The sequence below is a fragment of the Clostridium prolinivorans genome (assembly GCF_004011155.1).
GTDB classification, from domain to species: domain Bacteria; phylum Bacillota; class Clostridia; order Clostridiales; family Clostridiaceae; genus Clostridium_AT; species Clostridium_AT prolinivorans.
The window spans coordinates 59040-78504 of the sequence record NZ_RJWG01000006.1; the positions used below are offsets into that span (position 1 = coordinate 59040).

Sequence of the window (19465 nt, forward strand, 5' to 3'; positions counted from 1 at the left end):
TATTTGTTTATACTTTAATATTATTTTAACATTTTTTCCATCAAATTCAATGATATAATCTTAAAAAATAAAGGGCTGCATATTTTGCATACCCTTTTATTTTTATTAAATATCTATTGTGGTTTCTCCAATGATATTATATATTTTATCTTTTACTTTTAAATTTATATATTCATTTGATTTCACATTTATGGTAGTTTTATCCTTTTGCATATAGACTTCTATAAGTGCATTTTTGTATAAAAATTTAAACTTAAGATTTTCCCAATTTATAGGAAGTTTTGGATTTAGATAAATGTAATCTTCTTTTATTCTAACTCCTGCAAATCCATAAATTATTGCCATCCAAGTACCACCCATATTAGCTGTATGTATACCATCTTTAGTGTTCCCATGGGTATTATCTAAATCAAGTCTTGCTGTTTCTATAAAGTAATCATATGCTTTTTCCATATACCCTAATTTAGCAGCCATAATGCTATATATAGCACATGATAAAGAAGAATCATGAGTTGTTATTTTTTCATAATAATCATAAGAATTTTTTATAATTTCAAAATCTGCCTCATCTTCTACTAAAAAGTGTGCAAGAACTGTATCTGCCTGCTTTAATACTTGATATCTATAAATAGTTAAAGGGTGATAATTAAGAAGCAGTGGATACTTATCTTTAGGTGTATTATCAAAATCCCAAACAGCTTTTGATAAAAATGTATCATCTTGAGCTGCAATATTATATTCTTCATTATATGGCAGATACATAGCGTTACAAGCTTTGTTAAATATTTCTATTTCTTCTTCTTTTAAATTTATTTTAGAAGCTAATTTATTTAAAGTTTCTTCATGATCATTTTTTAATAAATTATATAATTTTACTGCCCATTTTAAATTATATTTAGCTATTACATTTGTATAATAATTATTATTTACAATAGCTGTATATTCATCAGGTCCTGTTACTGCATCTATTTTAAATAAACCTTTATGAAAATGCCCTATTTCAATCCATATTCTTGCTGTTTCAAATATAACTTCAGCTCCAAATTCTTTTATAAAATCAATATCAGAAGTTGCTAAATAATATTGAATATAAGAATATGCAATATCACCATTTATATGGTATTGAGCTGTTCCAGCAGGAAAATAAGCTGAACATTCTTCACCTGTTATAGTTCTCCATGCATAAGCAGCCCCTTTTTTGTGCCCTAATTCCTTTGCTCTCTTTCTTGCAGAGTCTAAAATAGTATATCTATATCTTAAAAGCTGCTTAGAAAGTTTAGGATTACATAAAGTGAAAAATGGAATAATATAAATTTCACTATCCCAAAAATAATGACCTTCATAGCCCTCTCCGCTTAATCCTTTTGCACATATATTGCTTATAGAATCCTTACCAACAGATTGAAGAAGCTGATATAAATTATATCTAATTCCCTGCTGAAGTTTTTCATCTCCATTAATCTCAATATCTGCAATATTCCAAAATTCATCAAGATAATTTTTTTGCTCTTTTAAAATAACTTCAAATGATTTTTCCCTTACATTTTCTATTATATCTCTGCCACAGCTTAAAACATCTTTATATCTTCTTGAATCAGTATAAACATTATATTTAGTAAATTCTATTTTTTGCTTTCCTTTTGGTACTATATATATAGCTTTTAAATCTTTTGCTCCTTTTTCTATTTTAAATTTATAATCTGTATTAAATTTATGTATGCAGGTAACTGCTGTAGAAAGTTTTGAATTTTGAGTTTGGGCTTCTATCTGCATAATTTCATTATTCATATCTATATTGATAGATTTTACACTTAATATATTAGCATGTCCTCCTGATATGCGTGGATCTTTGTCATCTGTATAATTTGAAACATCTCCATTAATTCTGGATTCAACTATTATTTCATCATCAAAATTAATTTTTTCTATTTCATATTTTATTGCAAACAATTCCAATTGAGTTAAAGAAGCAACTCTTGTTATATTTAATTTAATTTCCTTCCCATTTATAGATACCCAGTGTATTTCTCTTTTATAATATCCTTCTTTCATGTTTAAATAACGCTTAAACTCTTTAATAGTGCCCTCAAATAATGAAAATCTTTCTCCACCTATTAATATATCAATATCTTGAGCGTCTATAACATTAACTATCTTTTGCGTGGTTTCTGGAAAAGCATATGCCTTTTCTCCATAAGATATAGGTGCATTTTCATAAAAAGCATTTATATAACTTCCTCTAATTGTTGAAAAATCTTTTCTGTATTTTTCTTCAAAATTCCCTCTAATTCCAATGTATCCATTAGCTGTATTAAAAATACTTTCATTTTTTAATAAATCTTCAGCTTTTAAGCTATTATCTGATATTATCCAATTACTATTCATACACTCTACTCTCTTTCTGTTTTTATTAAATTATTTTATTATCAAAATAATTCCCAAAGGAACTTTATTTAATTTATTTTTAGTATATAATTAAAAATATATAATCTTTATAAAATTTTAATATGTTTTATACTTTTTTAAGATAATTTTTATAATTAGTTTTCCAATAATAAGTTATAATATTATTATTCCAAATTATTATTTCAAAACTAAAACATCCCATAAAAAATCTTGTAAAATAATTAAAATATCTTTTCTAAATAAATAAACTATGCTATACTTTAATAGCAGATATACTTGTTAATATATTAACACTTGGTGAGCAGAAAAGGATTAAGCCTTACTGCAAACCACATAAATATTAAAAGCATCGCTCTGAAACATGAGGGGAATCCCAAACGAGAAGGCGAGAGAATAATAAAGATATCATAGTTTTTCTATGATTTATGTTTATTGTCCTTGTACCCGTTTGGGTTCAAGGATTTTTTATTATAAATTCTCTCATTTATGAAAGGAGTTAAAAATGGATACAAGAATTGCTTTAATTGGTATTATTGTTGAAGATTCAGATTCTGTTGAAAAAATTAATAAAATATTACACGAATATAGAGAGTATATTGTGGGAAGGATGGGTATACCTTATAAAAAACGTGATGTATCGATAATAAGTATTGTTATTGATGCTCCAAATAATGTAATAAGTGCCCTTTCTGGAAAGCTTGGGATGCTTCCTCATGTAAATATTAAAACTGTATATTCTAAACTACCCTCTTCTTTAGATAAATAACGGAGGTAATTTATGGGAAATTTAAAAGAGTTAATAGATAAACTTGAAAATAAAAGAATTTTAAGCCTTGAAGAATTCATAGAGCTTTTAAGCAATTTTACAGAAGAAACATCAAATTATCTTTTTGAAAAAGCAAGAAATACTTCTAAAAAATATTTTGGAAATAAAATATACACCAGAGGGCTTATTGAATTTACTAATTATTGTAAAAATGATTGTTTTTACTGTGGTATAAGAAGAAGCAATGTAGATGTTGAACGCTATCGTTTAAGCAAGGAAGACATTTTAAACTGTTGTGAAAATGGATATGAACTAGGTTTTAGAACCTTCGTACTCCAAGGAGGTGAAGATTTACATTATAGTGATGACTATATAGTGGAAATTGTATCTGAAATTAAAAAAAGATTTCCAGATACAGCTATTACTTTGTCAATTGGTGAAAAAAGTTATGAATCTTATGAAAAATACTATAAAGCAGGTGCTGATAGATATCTTCTTCGCCATGAAACAGCAAACTTTAAACATTATAGTATGCTGCACCCTGAAAATCAAACAGCTAAAGCTCGTCAACAATGTTTAAGAGATTTAAAAAAAATAGGCTATCAAGTAGGTGCAGGTTTTATGGTAGGTTCTCCCTATCAAACTATAGAAAACATTGCAGAAGATTTAATTTTTATAAATGATTTGCAACCTCAAATGGTTGGAATAGGACCTTTTATTCCACACCATGCTACTCCCTTTTCTGATTTCCCTCAAGGGAGTTTAGATATGACGTTATTTTTAATTGGAATATTAAGGCTTATGATACCAAATTTACTTATTCCCGCTACTACAGCATTAGGAACTATTGACCCAAATGGACGAGAAAAAGGTATTTTGGCTGGTGCAAATGTAGTAATGCCAAATTTATCTCCGGTTAAAGTCAGAAAACAATATTTATTATATGATAATAAAATCTGTACAGGAGAAGAAGCGGCAGAATGTAGATTTTGTCTTGCTAATAGAATGAAAAAAATTGGATATGAACTAGCTGTAGATAGAGGAGATTTTGTTCCATTAGAAAAATAATAATTTAAAAAGGAGTCTTAAATATGTATAATTGTAAATCAAAAATTGCAACTGAATTTATTGATGATGAAGAAATTAAGGAAACACTTGCCTATGCACAGGCAAACAAAAGAAACAGAGAACTTATAGACAGCCTTATAGAACGTGCAGAAGACTGCAAAGGCTTAAATCATCGTGAAGCTGCAGTTCTTTTAGAATGTGACTTAGAAGATGAAAATGAGAAAATGTATAAACTTGCAAAGAAAATAAAGCAAAAATTATACGGAAATCGTATTGTAATGTTTGCACCTTTATATCTTTCAAATTACTGTGTAAATGGATGTGTTTACTGTCCTTATCATTATAAAAACAAAAATATTGCAAGAAAAAAATTATCTCAAGAAGATATTGTAAAAGAAGTTATAGCTCTTCAAGATATGGGACATAAGCGTTTGGCTTTAGAAGCAGGAGAAGATCCTGTAAACAATCCAATAGAATATATTTTAGAAAGTATAGAAACTATTTATAGTATTAAACATAAAAACGGAGCTATACGTCGTGTTAATGTAAATATTGCTGCTACAACAGTAGAAAATTATCGTAAACTTAAAGAAGCTGGTATAGGTACTTATATACTTTTCCAAGAAACATATAATAAAAAAATATATGAAGAACTTCATCCAACAGGACCAAAGCATAATTATGCTTATCATACTGAAGCAATGGATAGAGCTATGGAAGCTGGAATTGATGATGTAGGACTTGGAGTATTATTTGGTCTTAATATGTATCGTTATGATTTTGTAGGACTTCTTATGCACGCAGAGCATTTAGAAGCTGTTTACGGGGTTGGTCCTCATACAATAAGCGTACCTCGTATCTGTCCAGCTGAAGATATAGATCCTAATAATTTTTCAAATGCAATTCCTGATGATATATTTGCTAAAATAGTCGCTGTACTTAGAATTGCAGTACCTTATACAGGAATGATTATATCTACTCGTGAATCTCAAAAAACCCGTGAACGTGTTTTAGATTTAGGAATATCACAAATAAGTGGTGCTTCAAGAACAAGTGTTGGAGGATATGCAGAAAAAGAAGATAAAACTCATACTTCAGCACAATTTGAAATAAGTGATGACAGAACATTAGATGAAGTTGTTAACTGGCTTATGAGACTAGGCTATATCCCAAGTTTTTGTACAGCATGCTATCGTGAAGGAAGAACCGGTGATCGTTTTATGAAACTTGTAAAATCCGGACAGATTGCAAACTGCTGCCATCCAAATGCTTTAATGACACTTAAAGAATATCTTGAAGATTATGCTTCTGAAGATACAAGAAAAATAGGTGAAGATTTAATTAAAGAGCAAGTTGAACTTATACCTAATGAAAAAGTTAGAAAAATAGCTAAAGAACATTTAAATGATATAAATAGTGGAAAACGTGATTTTAGATTTTAATTTTTAATTTAGGAAAGGAGAAAAAATGAGCTTACAAAGTACACCTCGATCAAACAGACTTCATATTGGTATATTTGGAAAAAGAAACAGTGGAAAGTCTTCTCTTATAAATGCACTTACCAATCAAAAAATAGCTTTAGTTTCAGATGTTGCTGGTACAACTACAGATCCAGTTTATAAATCTATGGAAATTCATGGTATTGGTCCTTGTGTTTTTATTGATACAGCTGGTTTTGATGATGTTGGTGAGCTTGGATTAATGAGAGTTTCTCAGACTAAAAAAGCTATGGAAAAAACTGATATTGCTATAGTTGTTTTTACTGATAGCCAAATTGAAGAAGAATTAAAATGGATATCTGATTTTAAAGAAAAAAACACTCCTGTAATTGCTGTAATAAATAAATCTGATATATTGGATAATACAAAAGAACTTTGTAAAATTATTAATGAAAAATCAGGTCTTAATCCAATTATAGTAAGTGCAAAAGATAAAACTGGTATTAAAAAAATTCAGGAAGAACTTATAAGACTTCTTCCTGAAGATTTTGAAGCAAAAAGTATAACTGGAAATCTAGTTAAAGAAGGCGATTTGGTTTTACTTGTTATGCCTCAGGATATACAAGCTCCAAAGGGAAGACTTATTCTTCCTCAAGTACAGACAATAAGAGAACTTTTAGATAAAAAGTGTGTTGTTTTAAGTTCAACTACAGATAAATTAGACGAAGCATTATCTTGTATTTCAAAACCTCCAGAACTTATTATTACTGATTCTCAAGTTTTTAAGACTGTTTATGAAAAAAAGCCTAAAGAAAGTAAGTTAACTTCTTTTTCAGTCTTATTTGCAAATTATAAAGGTGATATAGATTATTTTGTAAAAAGTGCTTATGCTATTGAAAATCTTACAGAAAACTCTAAAGTATTAATTGCAGAAGCTTGTACTCACGCACCTTTAGAAGAAGATATAGGACGTGAAAAAATTCCAAAAATGCTTAAAAAAAGAGTTGGCGAAAAACTTACATGCAATGTAGTTTCAGGTGCAGACTTCCCTTCTGATCTTTCAGAATATGACTTAATTATTCATTGCGGAGCCTGCATGTTTAATAGAAAATATGTTATTTCAAGATTAGATGCCGCTAAAGAGCAAGGAATTCCTATGACTAATTATGGTGTTGCAATAGCTTATTTATCTGGTATATTAGATAAAATAGATTTTTAGTTTGTATAAAATATAAACTAATAAAATATAATTATTATTTTATTATATGCTATTGAAATACAATATAACTACAAAACATAATTATTATTTTATTTGATGAATGCATTAAATAAGCTTTATATCTATATAAATATTAATAGTATAAAATAAACTAAAGCGATTTTTATAAATTTGCTTTAGTTTATTAATTTATATGATATTATTAATATAGATAGTTTTTTTAAAGAAGGTAATGAAATGAAATTAATAAGAAAAGATATATTAAGTCTTGCACTTCCAATTTTAACTGAACAGATTTTTGTTATATCTATGGGTATGGTTAATACCATGATGGCTGGACATATAGGTAAAGAAGCTGTATCTGCAATAGGTATGGTAGATTCAATAAATAATATTTTTATTGCTTTTTTCTCTGCTTTAGCTGTAGGTGGTACAGTTGTAGTTGCTCAATATGTTGGACGTGGAAATATAAAAAAAGCAAATGCAGCTTTAAAACAGGCTTTATATGCTGGTTTTTTGCTTTCTTTTGTAATTACTATTATTACATGGATTTTACGTGAACCTTTAATAAGTATATTATATGGTCAAGCTGATCCTTTAGTTATAAATAATGCTTATATATATTTAGGAATAACCCTACTTACTTATCCTTTGATTTCAATAGATTTAATTTCTAACGGTATTCTTAGAGGTGCAGGAGATACTAAAACTCCTATGAAAATTACTATATTTATGAATTTTATTAATGTAATATTAAGTTATTTCTTTATTTATGGAATAGATGTTAAAAATTCACATTTTCATATTTATATACCTGGAATGGGCATAAAAGGTGCTGCTCTTGGTATTGCTGCAGCTAGAACTACAGGAGCAATTATAATAATAATTGTGCTTTTAAGAGGTTCTCGAATCATAAAGTTAAATAAGATTTTTAAATTTAAATTTGATAGAGAATATCTAAGTTCAATATTTGGAATTGGAATACCTGCAAGTGTTGAATCTTTACTTTTTAATGCAGGAAAATTAATTACTCAAATTTACATAGTAAGCATGGGTACAATATCCATAGCATCAAATTCTATAAGCGGCTCCATAGCAGGAATGATTAATATCCCTGGTAATGCTTTATCTATTGCTGCAACAGCAATAGTTGGACAACATATGGGAAGAAAAAAAGAAAAAGAAGCTGAAAATTCACTTAGGTATATTTTATTTTTTTCAGCTGTTTGCTTAACAACATTAGGACTTATTTCTATTCCTTTAGCTAAAGTTCTTGCTTCATTATATACCGATAATGCTGATATAATTAATTTATCTGCTAAAATTATAAGAGTAAATGGAATATTTATTATATTTTGGCCTTTCTCTTTTGTCCTTCCAGCTGGTCTTAAAGGTGCTGGAGATGCAAAATATACAATGGTTACAGCAATTATAGGAATGTGGATTTTTAGAATAACTCTTGGATATTTATTAGGTATTAATCTACATTTAGGTCTTTTAGGAGTTTGGCTTGGAATGTTTATAGATTGGATTGTAAGAGGTGCTTTATATTACATAAGGTTAAATAATGGAAAATGGAAAAATCATTCTGTAATTAAATCAGAATCTTAAAAAGTAAACCGCAAATTAAATGCTCTTATTAAACTTATAAAGTTTTAATCAAAGCATTTAATTTGCGGCTATTATTTTATAAAATATTCTAAAATTTGCTTAAGTTATTATAATAGTTTATTTTAGCAAAAAGAAAGTTAATCCTATAATTTCTTCCACTTTAGCCTTAATATTATAAATATTTTGTTTTAACTTAACACTACTTTTTGGTTAATAATTTTAAATTTGATATATTAAATCTTAAATCTTGAAATTTCATTTTTTAATTTATTTGCACTTTCTTCTGCTTTAGCAGCCTGTTTAAGAATTTTGTTATATTTATCATTAACATCAGATACTTTATTTGCTATATCAGCAGTGCCTCCTGCACCTTCAGTTGCAGCTTGTGCAACTCCATCTATAATCTTTAATACATCACCAAGAGATGCTAATAATTCTTCTGAAGTTGAACTAAAATCTGTTACAAGGTTATCTACAAATTTTGCATCTTCGCTATATTTTTCTGCTACTTCAATCATAGTCTTGTAATCCTTGTTCACATCTTTTGACATAAAATCTAAAAGATTATTTGAATTTTCTACAAGATTTTTTACTGCATTTATTACTTTATTTGTTATATTTTGTATTTCACTAACTGTATCTTTTGACTGCTCTGCAAGCCCTCTTACTTCTTCAGCAACTACTGAAAATCCTCTTCCTGATTCCCCTGCTCTTGCAGCTTCTATTGCTGCATTTAATGCTAAAAGATTTGTTTCTTCTGTTATTTGCATAATAGTACTAGATAATATATTAATTTGCTCTACTACTTTTGATTCCTCTATAGCCTTTTCAAGTTTATCCCTTGTATTTATAAATATATTATTTGCTCTTTCTTTAGCACTTACAACTGTTCCTTTTATTTCATTTGCTCTTTTATCTATCTCTCCTGCCTGCATTGCTCCTTCTTGAGATTTTTGTGCTATTAAGCGTACTGCTTTTTCTATTTCCTGTGAAGTTGCAGACATTTCTTCTGCTGAAGCTGCTGTTTCTTCCATACCTGCAGAAAGCTCTTGTACAGTTGCAGATACACCTTCTATATCATTATTTAATTTTGTCATATAATTATTTAAAACATTAACTACACCTTCAAGTGTACCAGTCTCATTCATAATTTTTTTAATTAATTCTATTAAAAAATTCTGCATTTTATTTATATTATCTGTTAATTTACCTATTTCATCATTGCTTTTTATTTCATATTTATTAGTTAAATCTCCATTACTTATAGCATCAAAATGTTTATTTAAATTTGATATAATGGAAATTAAAGTAAATCTACCTATCAAAAAAGAAATAAAACCAACAAATACACCTGCTAGTAAGCATGTTAAAGTAAAATACAATGAATATGAAGGCTTTTTATAATAGGTAAAAAAGCTTACTAAAAAAGGAAATATAGCCCCCATTATAATACCTGACAATAGGGAAAAATACATATATCTTTTAATAATACTTTTCCTAAAAGACATCATTAACTGCCCCCTTTTTATTTTTGAAATTTTCATTTTATAATATGCCTATAAATGTAACTAAGTGAAATTTTTACTTATAAAATTATTATAACCATACAAATATTCAAAATCAATCTTAAAATAAATAGTGTACTTCAAAATAAATTAATATAGCCACAAATCTTATTTTTTCGTTTGTTTAACATTTAAGAAATTTAAAAAATTTAACGAAAATACTTGATTTGCGGCTATTTTTAAGCTTAGAAGTTTTATGAGCTTAATTGTAAAACTTTATAAAACTATCTTTCTTTATTTTCTACTTCTTTAACAATTCTTTCTATAAAGGCTTCTAAAGCTACTGCACCTTCATCATCATTTTTGCGGCTTCTTACTGATACAGTATTTTCTGAAGCTTCTTTTTCACCTACTATAAGCATATATGGTATTCTCTGCATACGAGCTTCTCTTATTTTATATCCTATTTTTTCTGCTCTATAATCAGGCTCTACTCTTATACCTTTAGATTTAAGTTCTTTAACTACTTTATCTACATAGTCATGATACTTTTCAGATATTGGAAGAACTTTAACCTGAACTGGAGCAAGCCAAGTTGGGAAAGCTCCTGCATATTTTTCAATAAGCATTGCTAAAGTTCTTTCATAGCATCCTATAGAAGTTCTATGAATTACATAAGGATATTTCTTTTCTCCATCTTTATCAACATAAGTCATTTCAAATCTATGTGCCAAAGAGAAGTCAATTTGAACAGTTATTATTGTATCTTCTTTCCCATGAACATTTTTAAATTGAATATCAAGTTTTGGTCCATAAAAAGCTGCTTCGCCTTCTGCTTCTTTATATTCTAATCCTAAATGTTCAAGTATATTCTTCATTATACTTTGAGTATTTTCCCAATCTTCATCTGATCCTATATATTTTTCTTTATTTTTAGGATCCCATTTTGAAAATCTATATGATACATCTTCTCTAATGCCTAAAGTATCAAGCATATAATTTATTAAGTCTACTACACCTTTAAATTCTTCTTCAAGCTGGTCTGGTCTAACAATTAAATGACCTTCTGAAATAGTAAATTGCCTAACTCTTATAAGTCCATGCATTTCTCCTGAAGCTTCATTTCTAAAAAGAGTAGAAGTTTCACCATATCTAAGAGGTAGATCTCTATAACTTCTTTGTTTAGCTTTGTATATTTGAAATTGGAATGGGCATGTCATTGGTCTAAGTGCCATAACTTCTTCATCTTTTTCTTCATCGCCTAGTACAAACATTCCTTCTTTATAATGATCCCAGTGACCTGAAATTTTATAAAGATCACTTTTAGCCATAAGAGGAGTTTTAGTTAAAAGATATCCTCTTCTTTCTTCTTCATCTTCAACAAATCTTTGAAGTATTTGAATAACCTTTGCTCCTTTTGGCATAAGAAGCGGAAGTCCTTGACCTACTTCTTCAACAGTAGTAAAAAGCTCTAATTCTCTTCCAAGTTTATTATGATCTCTTTTTTTAGCATCTTCTAATTTTTTCAAATATTCTTCAAGCTCATTTTTTTTTGTAAAAGAAGTCCCATAAATACGGCTGAGCATTTTATTCTTTTCGTTTCCTCTCCAATATGCTCCTGCAACTTGAGTTAATTTAAATGCTTTTATATATTTAGTATTCATTAAATGAGGTCCTGCACAAAGATCAATAAATTCTCCCATTTTATAAAAAGATATTATAGACTCTTCTGGAAGATCATTTATAAGTTCAACTTTATAGTTTTCACCTTTTTCGCTCATAAGTTTAAGTGCTTCTTCCCTTGAAAGTTCAAATCTTTCTATTGGAAGTTCTTCTTTTACTATTTTTTTCATTTCTGCCTCTATTTTTTCTAAATCTTCAAAAGAGAAAGATCCTTCTTTATCAAAATCATAATAAAATCCTTCTTCTATAGCAGGACCTATGGCAAGTTTAGCTTCAGGGAAAAGTCTTTTAACAGCCTGAGCTAATATATGAGAAGTTGTATGTCTAAAAGCTTTTTTACCTTCTTCATCATTAAAAGTTAAAATATTTAATTCGCAATCATCATATAATTTAAATCTTAAATCTACTGTTTTTCCATTTACGCTCCCTGCACAAGCTACTCTTGCTAATCCTTCACTTAAATCTTTTGCAACTTCTAAAACTGATATCCCTTTTTCATACTCTTTTTCTGAACCATCTTTTAGTTTAATCTTAATCATATAAATTCTCCTTTCTTATTAATTAAAAATTTTGTTTAATTACCATTTTGTACAAAATAAAAACTCTCGTCTCATATCTTAAAGATATGGGACGAGAGTGCATACTTCTCCCGCGGTTCCACCCAAATTAATCATATAAATGATTCTCTTAAAAATTATAACGGAATTACCGGGCTTTATTAGAGCCTCTCTGAGGTGGTCTTCAGTACCCTTTCATTTAAGGATAATTTCAGCTTCTTTATCCTCTCTCTGAAAACTACGGGGAACTTACTCTTCTCATCATAGAATTAATCAATATTTTGTTATAGTAATTATAACATTTTAAAACTCACTGTCAAGCATATTTCAAAAATTTTATATTTCTTATCTTACCTCCTAAAGCAAAAACCTTTGTTCCAGGACTTTTTTCAGTTCCTATACTTCTAAACCATTCAGCTCCTTTTAATATTATTGGAACAATGTTTGCAAAAGTTTCTACATTATTTATAACTGTAGGTTTACCCCATAATCCTCTTACAGCAGGAAAAGGCGGCTTTGGCATTGGCATACCTCGTTTCCCTTCAATAGACTGCATAAGTGCAGTTTCTTCTCCACATACAAAAGCACCAGCTCCCAGTCTTATTTCTATATCAAAGTTAAAACCCGTTCCCAAAATATTATCTCCAAGAAGTCCATAATTTCTTGATTGCTCAATAGCAGTACGAAGCCTTTCTACAGCTACTGGATACTCAGCTCTTACATAAACAAAACCTTTATTTGCTCCAATTGCATAGCCTCCTATTGTCATAGCCTCAAGTACAGAATGAGGATCTCCTTCTAATACGGAACGATCCATAAAAGCTCCAGGATCTCCTTCATCAGCATTACAAATTATGTACTTTTCAGGGCTTTGCTGCACGGCTGCAAATTCCCACTTATTACCTGTAGGAAAGCCCCCGCCTCCTCTTCCTCTTAATCCAAACTGCTTAATTGTATCTATAACTTCATTAGGCGTCATAGTTGTCAAAACCTTTATAAGTGCACCATAACCATCTAAAACAATATATTCATTAATATTTTCAGGATCTATAATTCCACAGTTTCTTAAAGCTATTCTTACCTTATTTTATTAACCAACAAATGCAAAATATAAAAAAATAATATAGAATTATATAAAAATATTATTTATTTTTATATAATTCTATATTATTTGAAAAATGAATTTAAGTCAATGTTTAACTTTCAAAAAACATATTATTGATAATATTACATTTTATGTAATATGTTATTGAAAAACAAGTAATTTAATAATTTATTTATAACTAATCTAACAATTTACTTATTTATAAATATCAATTAGATTGTTTTATATTCATTACCATCTCCTGTCCAAATTCCATTAGTGCACAGTATTTATCTGCAAAAGAAACTATAAATGATTCAATATATCTAGGTATTTTTATTGTAAGAGGCCACATATGCTTTTTTATAATATCTTTTTCTATAGGATTTAATTCACATATTTTTATAGCATTTTCAAGTGCTATATCTGGATGCCTAAATGCATGTTTTCCTTCATCTAATTTCGTAGTTCTCCAATCATATAAAAATAAATCATGGAGCAGTCCCCCTCTTGCAGCAGAAATATAATCTAATCCTAATTTCTTGCATATTATATAACTGCAAAATGATACATTTAAACAATGTTCAAGACAAGTAGTAGAGTAATGGTGCCTATACTTATCCATCATTCTTACTTTTTCATCCATAAGCAAATCTTTAATATAATTTTCATATTCTTTATATATATTATTTTCTTCTAAATTGTTTTCTTCATTTTCTTTTTTTAAATTTAGCTGTAATTTTTTTATATTCATTTTTACCCCTTCTTATTTTATACATTAATTTGTCTATTAAGAATTGTGAAATTATATTTATAATTTTTTAAGTTTTATAGACGACTTGATCGTAATATTGAAATAATAAGAAATAATATTATAAGAGCTGCTATTACTAATCCTACTCTTAAAATTGTTATATTAAATAAATACATCTCTGCTCCAATATTTGCATTCATACTAGAACCTATAATAATTCCTGCAATAATAATGCTGACTGCTAAAAGAACTACACTAAATGAAAGGCGATTAAAAATTTTATCAATTCGTTTTGTAATATCTTCAATTCCTTTAATCTTAAACTGCATAGTGAAATCTTCATCTTCTATCATATCTAAAAAATTTATCATAGAAGATGGAAATTTCCTTGCTAAGTTACCATAATCCATTATACTTGTAATAATTTCTTTACCTATCTTTTCCGGTGAAAATAAAGTAAATATAAGTTTTTCTGCAATTGGCTCTGCAACTTCTAAAACACTCATATCTGGATTTAATTTTTCAACAATTCCTTCTAATGTAATAAGTGATTTTGCAAGCATTGTAAATTCACTTGGAATTACAATATTGTAAAAAAAGGCAAGATTAAAAATTTCATTAAACATCTCTCCAATTTTTATTTCACTTAAAGGAATTGATAAATATTTATCCCTTAATACATCAATATCTTTTTCAAGTTTTTTCATATTTATTCTGTTAGGTATAGCATCTAATCCTATTATTCCTTCAATAATTAATTTACTGTTTTTTAAAGTAATACCCATTAACATTTTTAAAAATTGATTTTTTCTCTGTTGATTTAATTTTCCTACCATACCTAAGTCTAAAAAAACAATTTTATTTCCTTCTAAAACCATAATATTACCCGGATGAGGGTCTCCATGAAAAAAACCATCTCTCAATATTTGATTAAATATTGAAGTTGCAAGATTATAAGCAATTTCTTTCCTATCAATACCTGCTTTATCGAATTTATCAAAATCATTTAATTTTATTCCCTCTATATATTCCATTGTTAAAACACGTTGTGTTGTATGAATCCAACTGATATTAGGAACAGATACATTTTTATCTTTGGAAAAATTGTTTTTAAATGTTTCTGCATTTTCTCCTTCAATTCTAAAATCTAATTCATTTTTAATGCTAATTTCAAATTCTTTCACCATTTTATTGAAATCATATAGTTTACCATACTTTGTATGATTATCAATAAAATATGCAATATCTTTTAATATCTTTATGTCAAGATCAATCTTTTCCTCTATATTAGGTCTTTGAACTTTTACAACCACCCGTTTACCTGAAAGAAGCTGTGCAAGATGAACTTGAGCAATAGATGCTGCTGCTAAAGATTCTTTATCAAATTTTGCATATATATTCTCAAGTTTATCTCCAAGTTCACTTTCTATAACATTTTTAACTTCTTCAAAAGGAAAAGGGGGTACAGAATCTTGTAGTTTTTCAAGTTCTTCAATTATATCCTTTGGGAGTAAATCATGTCTTGTACTAATTATTTGTCCAAGCTTTACAAAGGTAGGTCCTAATTCTTCTAATGCAAGTCTTAGCCTTTGACCTACAGTAAGCTTCATAACTTTATCTTCAACATTATTATTTAATGTTTTTTTCTTAATTTTTAAATAAGATAAAATACCTATATTATCTATTATAGCTCCAAACCCATGCTTAATAAAAACTTGTATAATTTGTCGTACTCTTTTAATATGATTATATTGACTGGCAGCAATCAAATTTTATCACAACCTATTTTTCATATTTAATTAATACATACTATTTTAAAATCTAACAAAAATTTTATTAATAAATCGCTATTTAAGCTTAGTAAAATTCTGATATTTTTACAGTATTTTGTAAAGCTTAAATAGCGAATCTTATTTATATTATATAAATTATATACTTAAAATGTATTTCCTATCAATTATTATATTATTTATTTTCCCCATTTAATTCTTTTTTTAGATTAATAATATCATCTTTTGTTGCAATATTTTGTTCATTTAATATATTTATAAGTTCTTCCCTTATAATTTTTCTTATATCTTTTTCAGAAATTAAATCTTCTTTTTTGGCTACATTCATATAATCTAATGATTCAGTAACTTCATCTTTTATTATTTTTTTAAGTTCTTCTTTTTCTTCTTCTCCCTTTTTAACTAAATCATTAACTAAATCTTTGGCATCTTTTCTTGCCACTTCACCTTTATTTACTAATTCATCTACTATTTCTTCAACTTTTTCTCTTGAATATGAGAATAGTCCGAGCCCTAAATTAATGGATTTTTCAAATATACTTGACATACAGCATCTCCCTTTCTCTTTTATTTTATACTTTTATTCAGACAATTAACTTATAAACATATAATATCATAATTACTAAATTTTATAAATAAATTTAATTGTAAATTAACAATATTAATTATTTTTTAAATTTTTTATATTTACAGAATCAATTATTTTTTAGATCTATAAATATTAATTTCCAAAGTTTAATTAAATACTTTATTAAAATAATGATATCCTTTTTTGTAAAATAAAATTTAATTGCTAAATAATATAAAAATATTTTAGTCGTAATTATTGTATTGTATCAATATTTAGAGGTTGATTGTTAATAAAATATTTTTTTATTATATATTATTTAAATTTATTTTAATAAAAAAATGTTTATAAACTGTTAATAATTTCAACACATTCTTGACACATTATAGGCAAAATATAATACAGGATAAAAAATATAAAAAGGAGGAAACATTATGGTTAACAAAATTTATAAGAAAATTGCAGCACTTACATTAGTTTGTTTAACCTTTATAAGCTCTACTGCTTTTGCTAGTACATCACTTAATCCTAGTGAAACAAGTAATTTACCAAAAACAGATACTCAAAAATCTTATAAAAGAGAGATAAATAAAGAAGCTTTTGATAAATTCCTTACTGAGATAGGATTAACTAAAGAAGATTTAAAAAAAGGAATAGAGTCAAATAAAACTATTTTTGATTTAGCTAAAGAAAAAGGTTATACAGAAAAACAGGTTAAAGACATTCTTGTAAAGCATAAAACTGATGTTATAAACAAAGCTGTTCAAGAAGGTAAACTTACTAAAGAAGAAGCCGAAAAAATGATTGAAAAAGCAAAAGAAAAAACTGCAAATTGGGATGGTTCTATAAAAAAACATAAGCATAAAAATTGTGAAAATATTAAAAATAATAATTAAATATTAAATAATTATAACTACTGCCAGACATTTATTTTTTTAAACTTGTCTGGCAGTTTTTAATATTTAAAATATTCATATATTTAGGCTAAAAATATATAAATAATATATAATATAGCTTAGAGAGTTTAAATTTTAATTAATGATTTCATTTACAAAATATTTATAAAATCACAATAAAAAATACATATTATAAACACATAATTATATTTATACAATATATTTAAAATTAGGGGGAACGAAATGAAGTTTAATTTAAATTTTAATAAATTAAATTTAAAAAAAGTAAATATAAAAAATGGACTTCCTTATGTTGCTCTTTTTGTTTTATCTTTTATAACATTTTTTATATTTCAAAATACTCAATTAAATGAAGGCTTGTTTAAAACTTTAATATGGTTTGTATCAAATATAAAAATATCTATATTTAATACAATATTTATATTTTTTATTTATCTTTTAATTATATCTATTGCAGGTAATTTTACTACAGGTTTTATTATAGGATTTATAGTTTTTTTAATATTTAATTTTGCAAACAGCCAAAAATTATCAATATTAGGAGAGCCTATTTATCCTGTTGATTTTTATCAGGTTTTAGAAATAAAATCTTTGTTTAAATTTGTAAAAGGAAGTTTTTCATTATCTTTTTTAATTATTTTCTTTGTGCTATTGTTTGCTTTTGTAAAAGCAATAAAAAAACTTCCAAGGATATCTTTAAGTTTAAAAAATAGAGTTATTTCTATTATTTTGTCTGGTTTTATGCTTTATTCATACTTAAATTTTAGCAATAGCTTTTTAAATAATATTTTATCTAAAGCTGGAGTAACTATTGTTTTTTGGAATCAGCCAGTGAATTATTCTACAAATGGATTTATGATTGCTCTTTTATCAAATCTTCAAAATGATATAATGGCAATGCCTGAGAATTATACTGAAGAAAATGTTAATAAAATAGCTTTAAAATATAAAGAAAAGGCTGAAGAAATAAATAAAGACAGAAATATTTCTTCAAGCGAAAATCCAAATATAGTTTTTGTTATGGATGAATCTTTTTGGGATCCAACCAAACTTACAAATTTAAAATTCAGCGATGATCCTATGAAAAATATACGTGAAATAATGTCTAATTCTTCATCTGGAGCATTGCTTTCACCTAGTTTTGGAGGGTGTACTGCTAATGTAGAGTTTGAAGCTCTTACTGGTTTTTCAATGTATAATCTTTTTCCAGGTACTGTACCTTTTCAGCAAGGTTTTCAAAAGGATACAAAAATACCATCTATAGCAAGTATTCTAAAAAATGATAATTATGATACTTTGGCTATTCATCCTTATAATAAAATATTTTATAAGCGCTCTAAAGTTTATCCTCTTATAGGATTTGATTATTTTACAAGTGAAGAAAATATACGTTATAAAGATAGACTTACTAAAGATTCTTATATTTCTGACCAATCTGTTGTAAATGAAATATTAGATGTATTAAACGAAAAAAATAATCCTCAATTTATTCATGCTGTTACTATGCAAAATCATCTTCCTATAACAGATGGTAAACATGGTGAAAATTCAATATCTATTTCTGGATTAAATGAAGAAGATGCTAAAGAATTAGAAACTTATTCTGAAGGAATAAAGCAATCAGATATAGCAATAAAAAATTTAATTGACGGTGTATCAAAATTAAAAGAGCCTACTATTGTAGTATTTTGGGGAGATCATCTTCCATCACTATCTAACTCAATATATGAAGATTCTAAGTATTTAGGAGATGATGAGTCTTTAAATGAAAGGAAACTATCTGAAACTCCTTTGTTTATATATTCAAACTACAACTTAAAAAAAGAGAATTTAAAAACTATAAGTCCTGCTTTTTTAGGAGTAACTTTATTTGATATTTTAAATAAGCCTTTAACACCTTATTATGCAATGCTTGAAGATATAAAATCTCAAGTACCAGGGCTTAAATCATCTGTTCTTATAGATTCTAATAGCAATATAAAGAAAGATTTAAGCGATGATGAAAAAGAATTAATTGAAGAATATAAATTAATTCAATACGATTTACTTTTAGGGAAACAATATTCCTTACCTTTAATGTTTGAAAAATAAATTAAAA

Annotated in this window: 13 protein-coding genes, 1 pseudogene and 1 other annotated feature; of the genes and pseudogenes, 7 read left to right on the forward strand and 7 right to left on the reverse strand. The window is 26.9% G+C overall.

What is annotated here, in order from left to right:
* Positions 1-105: 105 nt before the first annotated feature.
* Positions 106-2385 carry a glycoside hydrolase family 65 protein gene (locus EGD97_RS07045; protein ID WP_127836892.1) on the reverse strand — a complete coding sequence of 760 codons (2280 nt, stop codon included), beginning with the start codon at positions 2383-2385 and terminating at the stop codon, positions 106-108.
* A 523-nt stretch (positions 2386-2908) separates the two neighbouring features.
* Between EGD97_RS07045 and EGD97_RS07050 the strand changes: the two genes are divergently transcribed.
* The 5 genes from EGD97_RS07050 (at position 2909) to EGD97_RS07070 (ending at position 8509) form a co-directional block, all read left to right on the forward strand.
* The gene (locus EGD97_RS07050) at positions 2909-3172 is read left to right on the forward strand and encodes a TM1266 family iron-only hydrogenase system putative regulator (protein WP_078683082.1); all 264 of its coding nucleotides are present in this window, start codon (positions 2909-2911) and stop codon (positions 3170-3172) included.
* Positions 3173-3184: 12 nt separating this feature from the next.
* Positions 3185-4240 (forward strand): [FeFe] hydrogenase H-cluster radical SAM maturase HydE, encoded by a 1056-nt coding sequence (gene hydE / locus EGD97_RS07055; protein ID WP_078683081.1) that lies wholly within the window; start codon positions 3185-3187, stop codon positions 4238-4240.
* Positions 4241-4263: 23 nt separating this feature from the next.
* Complete coding sequence (hydG, locus tag EGD97_RS07060) at positions 4264-5682, forward strand: [FeFe] hydrogenase H-cluster radical SAM maturase HydG (protein WP_127836893.1); 1419 nt, start codon at positions 4264-4266, stop codon at positions 5680-5682.
* Between the two features lie 25 nt (positions 5683-5707).
* Positions 5708-6898, forward strand: coding sequence for a [FeFe] hydrogenase H-cluster maturation GTPase HydF (hydF, locus tag EGD97_RS07065; protein ID WP_078683079.1), 1191 nt, complete (start codon positions 5708-5710; stop codon positions 6896-6898).
* Positions 6899-7135: 237 nt separating this feature from the next.
* Positions 7136-8509: an MATE family efflux transporter gene (locus tag EGD97_RS07070; RefSeq protein ID WP_078683078.1), complete on the forward strand. Its 1374-nt coding sequence runs from the start codon at positions 7136-7138 to the stop codon at positions 8507-8509.
* Between the two features lie 233 nt (positions 8510-8742).
* Here EGD97_RS07070 and EGD97_RS07075 read toward each other — a convergent pair whose 3' ends face one another.
* The 6 genes and pseudogenes from EGD97_RS07075 to EGD97_RS07100 all read right to left on the reverse strand — a co-directional run bounded on the left by EGD97_RS07075 (position 8743) and on the right by EGD97_RS07100 (position 16429).
* Positions 8743-10017 (reverse strand): methyl-accepting chemotaxis protein, encoded by a 1275-nt coding sequence (locus EGD97_RS07075; RefSeq protein ID WP_228201984.1) that lies wholly within the window; start codon positions 10015-10017, stop codon positions 8743-8745.
* A gap of 281 nt (positions 10018-10298) precedes the next feature.
* The gene (gene thrS / locus EGD97_RS07080; RefSeq protein WP_127836895.1) at positions 10299-12236 is read right to left on the reverse strand and encodes a threonine--tRNA ligase; all 1938 of its coding nucleotides are present in this window, start codon (positions 12234-12236) and stop codon (positions 10299-10301) included.
* Positions 12237-12320: 84 nt separating this feature from the next.
* Positions 12321-12528, reverse strand: a binding site (T-box leader).
* Positions 12529-12594: 66 nt separating this feature from the next.
* Positions 12595-13338 (reverse strand): annotated as a pseudogene (locus tag EGD97_RS07085) (complex I 51 kDa subunit family protein); the annotation flags it as partial.
* Between the two features lie 229 nt (positions 13339-13567).
* Positions 13568-14092 carry an HD domain-containing protein gene (locus EGD97_RS07090; RefSeq protein WP_205693961.1) on the reverse strand — a complete coding sequence of 175 codons (525 nt, stop codon included), beginning with the start codon at positions 14090-14092 and terminating at the stop codon, positions 13568-13570.
* 74 nt (positions 14093-14166) lie between these two features.
* Complete coding sequence (gene ubiB, locus EGD97_RS07095; RefSeq protein ID WP_323052678.1) at positions 14167-15861, reverse strand: 2-polyprenylphenol 6-hydroxylase; 1695 nt, start codon at positions 15859-15861, stop codon at positions 14167-14169.
* A 196-nt stretch (positions 15862-16057) separates the two neighbouring features.
* Positions 16058-16429 carry a phasin family protein gene (locus EGD97_RS07100; protein WP_078683070.1) on the reverse strand — a complete coding sequence of 124 codons (372 nt, stop codon included), beginning with the start codon at positions 16427-16429 and terminating at the stop codon, positions 16058-16060.
* Between the two features lie 455 nt (positions 16430-16884).
* Here EGD97_RS07100 and EGD97_RS07105 point away from each other — a divergent pair, with 455 nt between their 5' ends.
* Positions 16885-17346: a hypothetical protein gene (locus EGD97_RS07105; RefSeq protein ID WP_127836896.1), complete on the forward strand. Its 462-nt coding sequence runs from the start codon at positions 16885-16887 to the stop codon at positions 17344-17346.
* 243 nt (positions 17347-17589) lie between these two features.
* On the forward strand, positions 17590-19458 hold the full coding sequence (locus tag EGD97_RS07110; RefSeq protein WP_078683068.1) for an LTA synthase family protein: 1869 nt from the start codon (positions 17590-17592) through the stop codon (positions 19456-19458).
* Positions 19459-19465 lie beyond the last annotated feature (7 nt).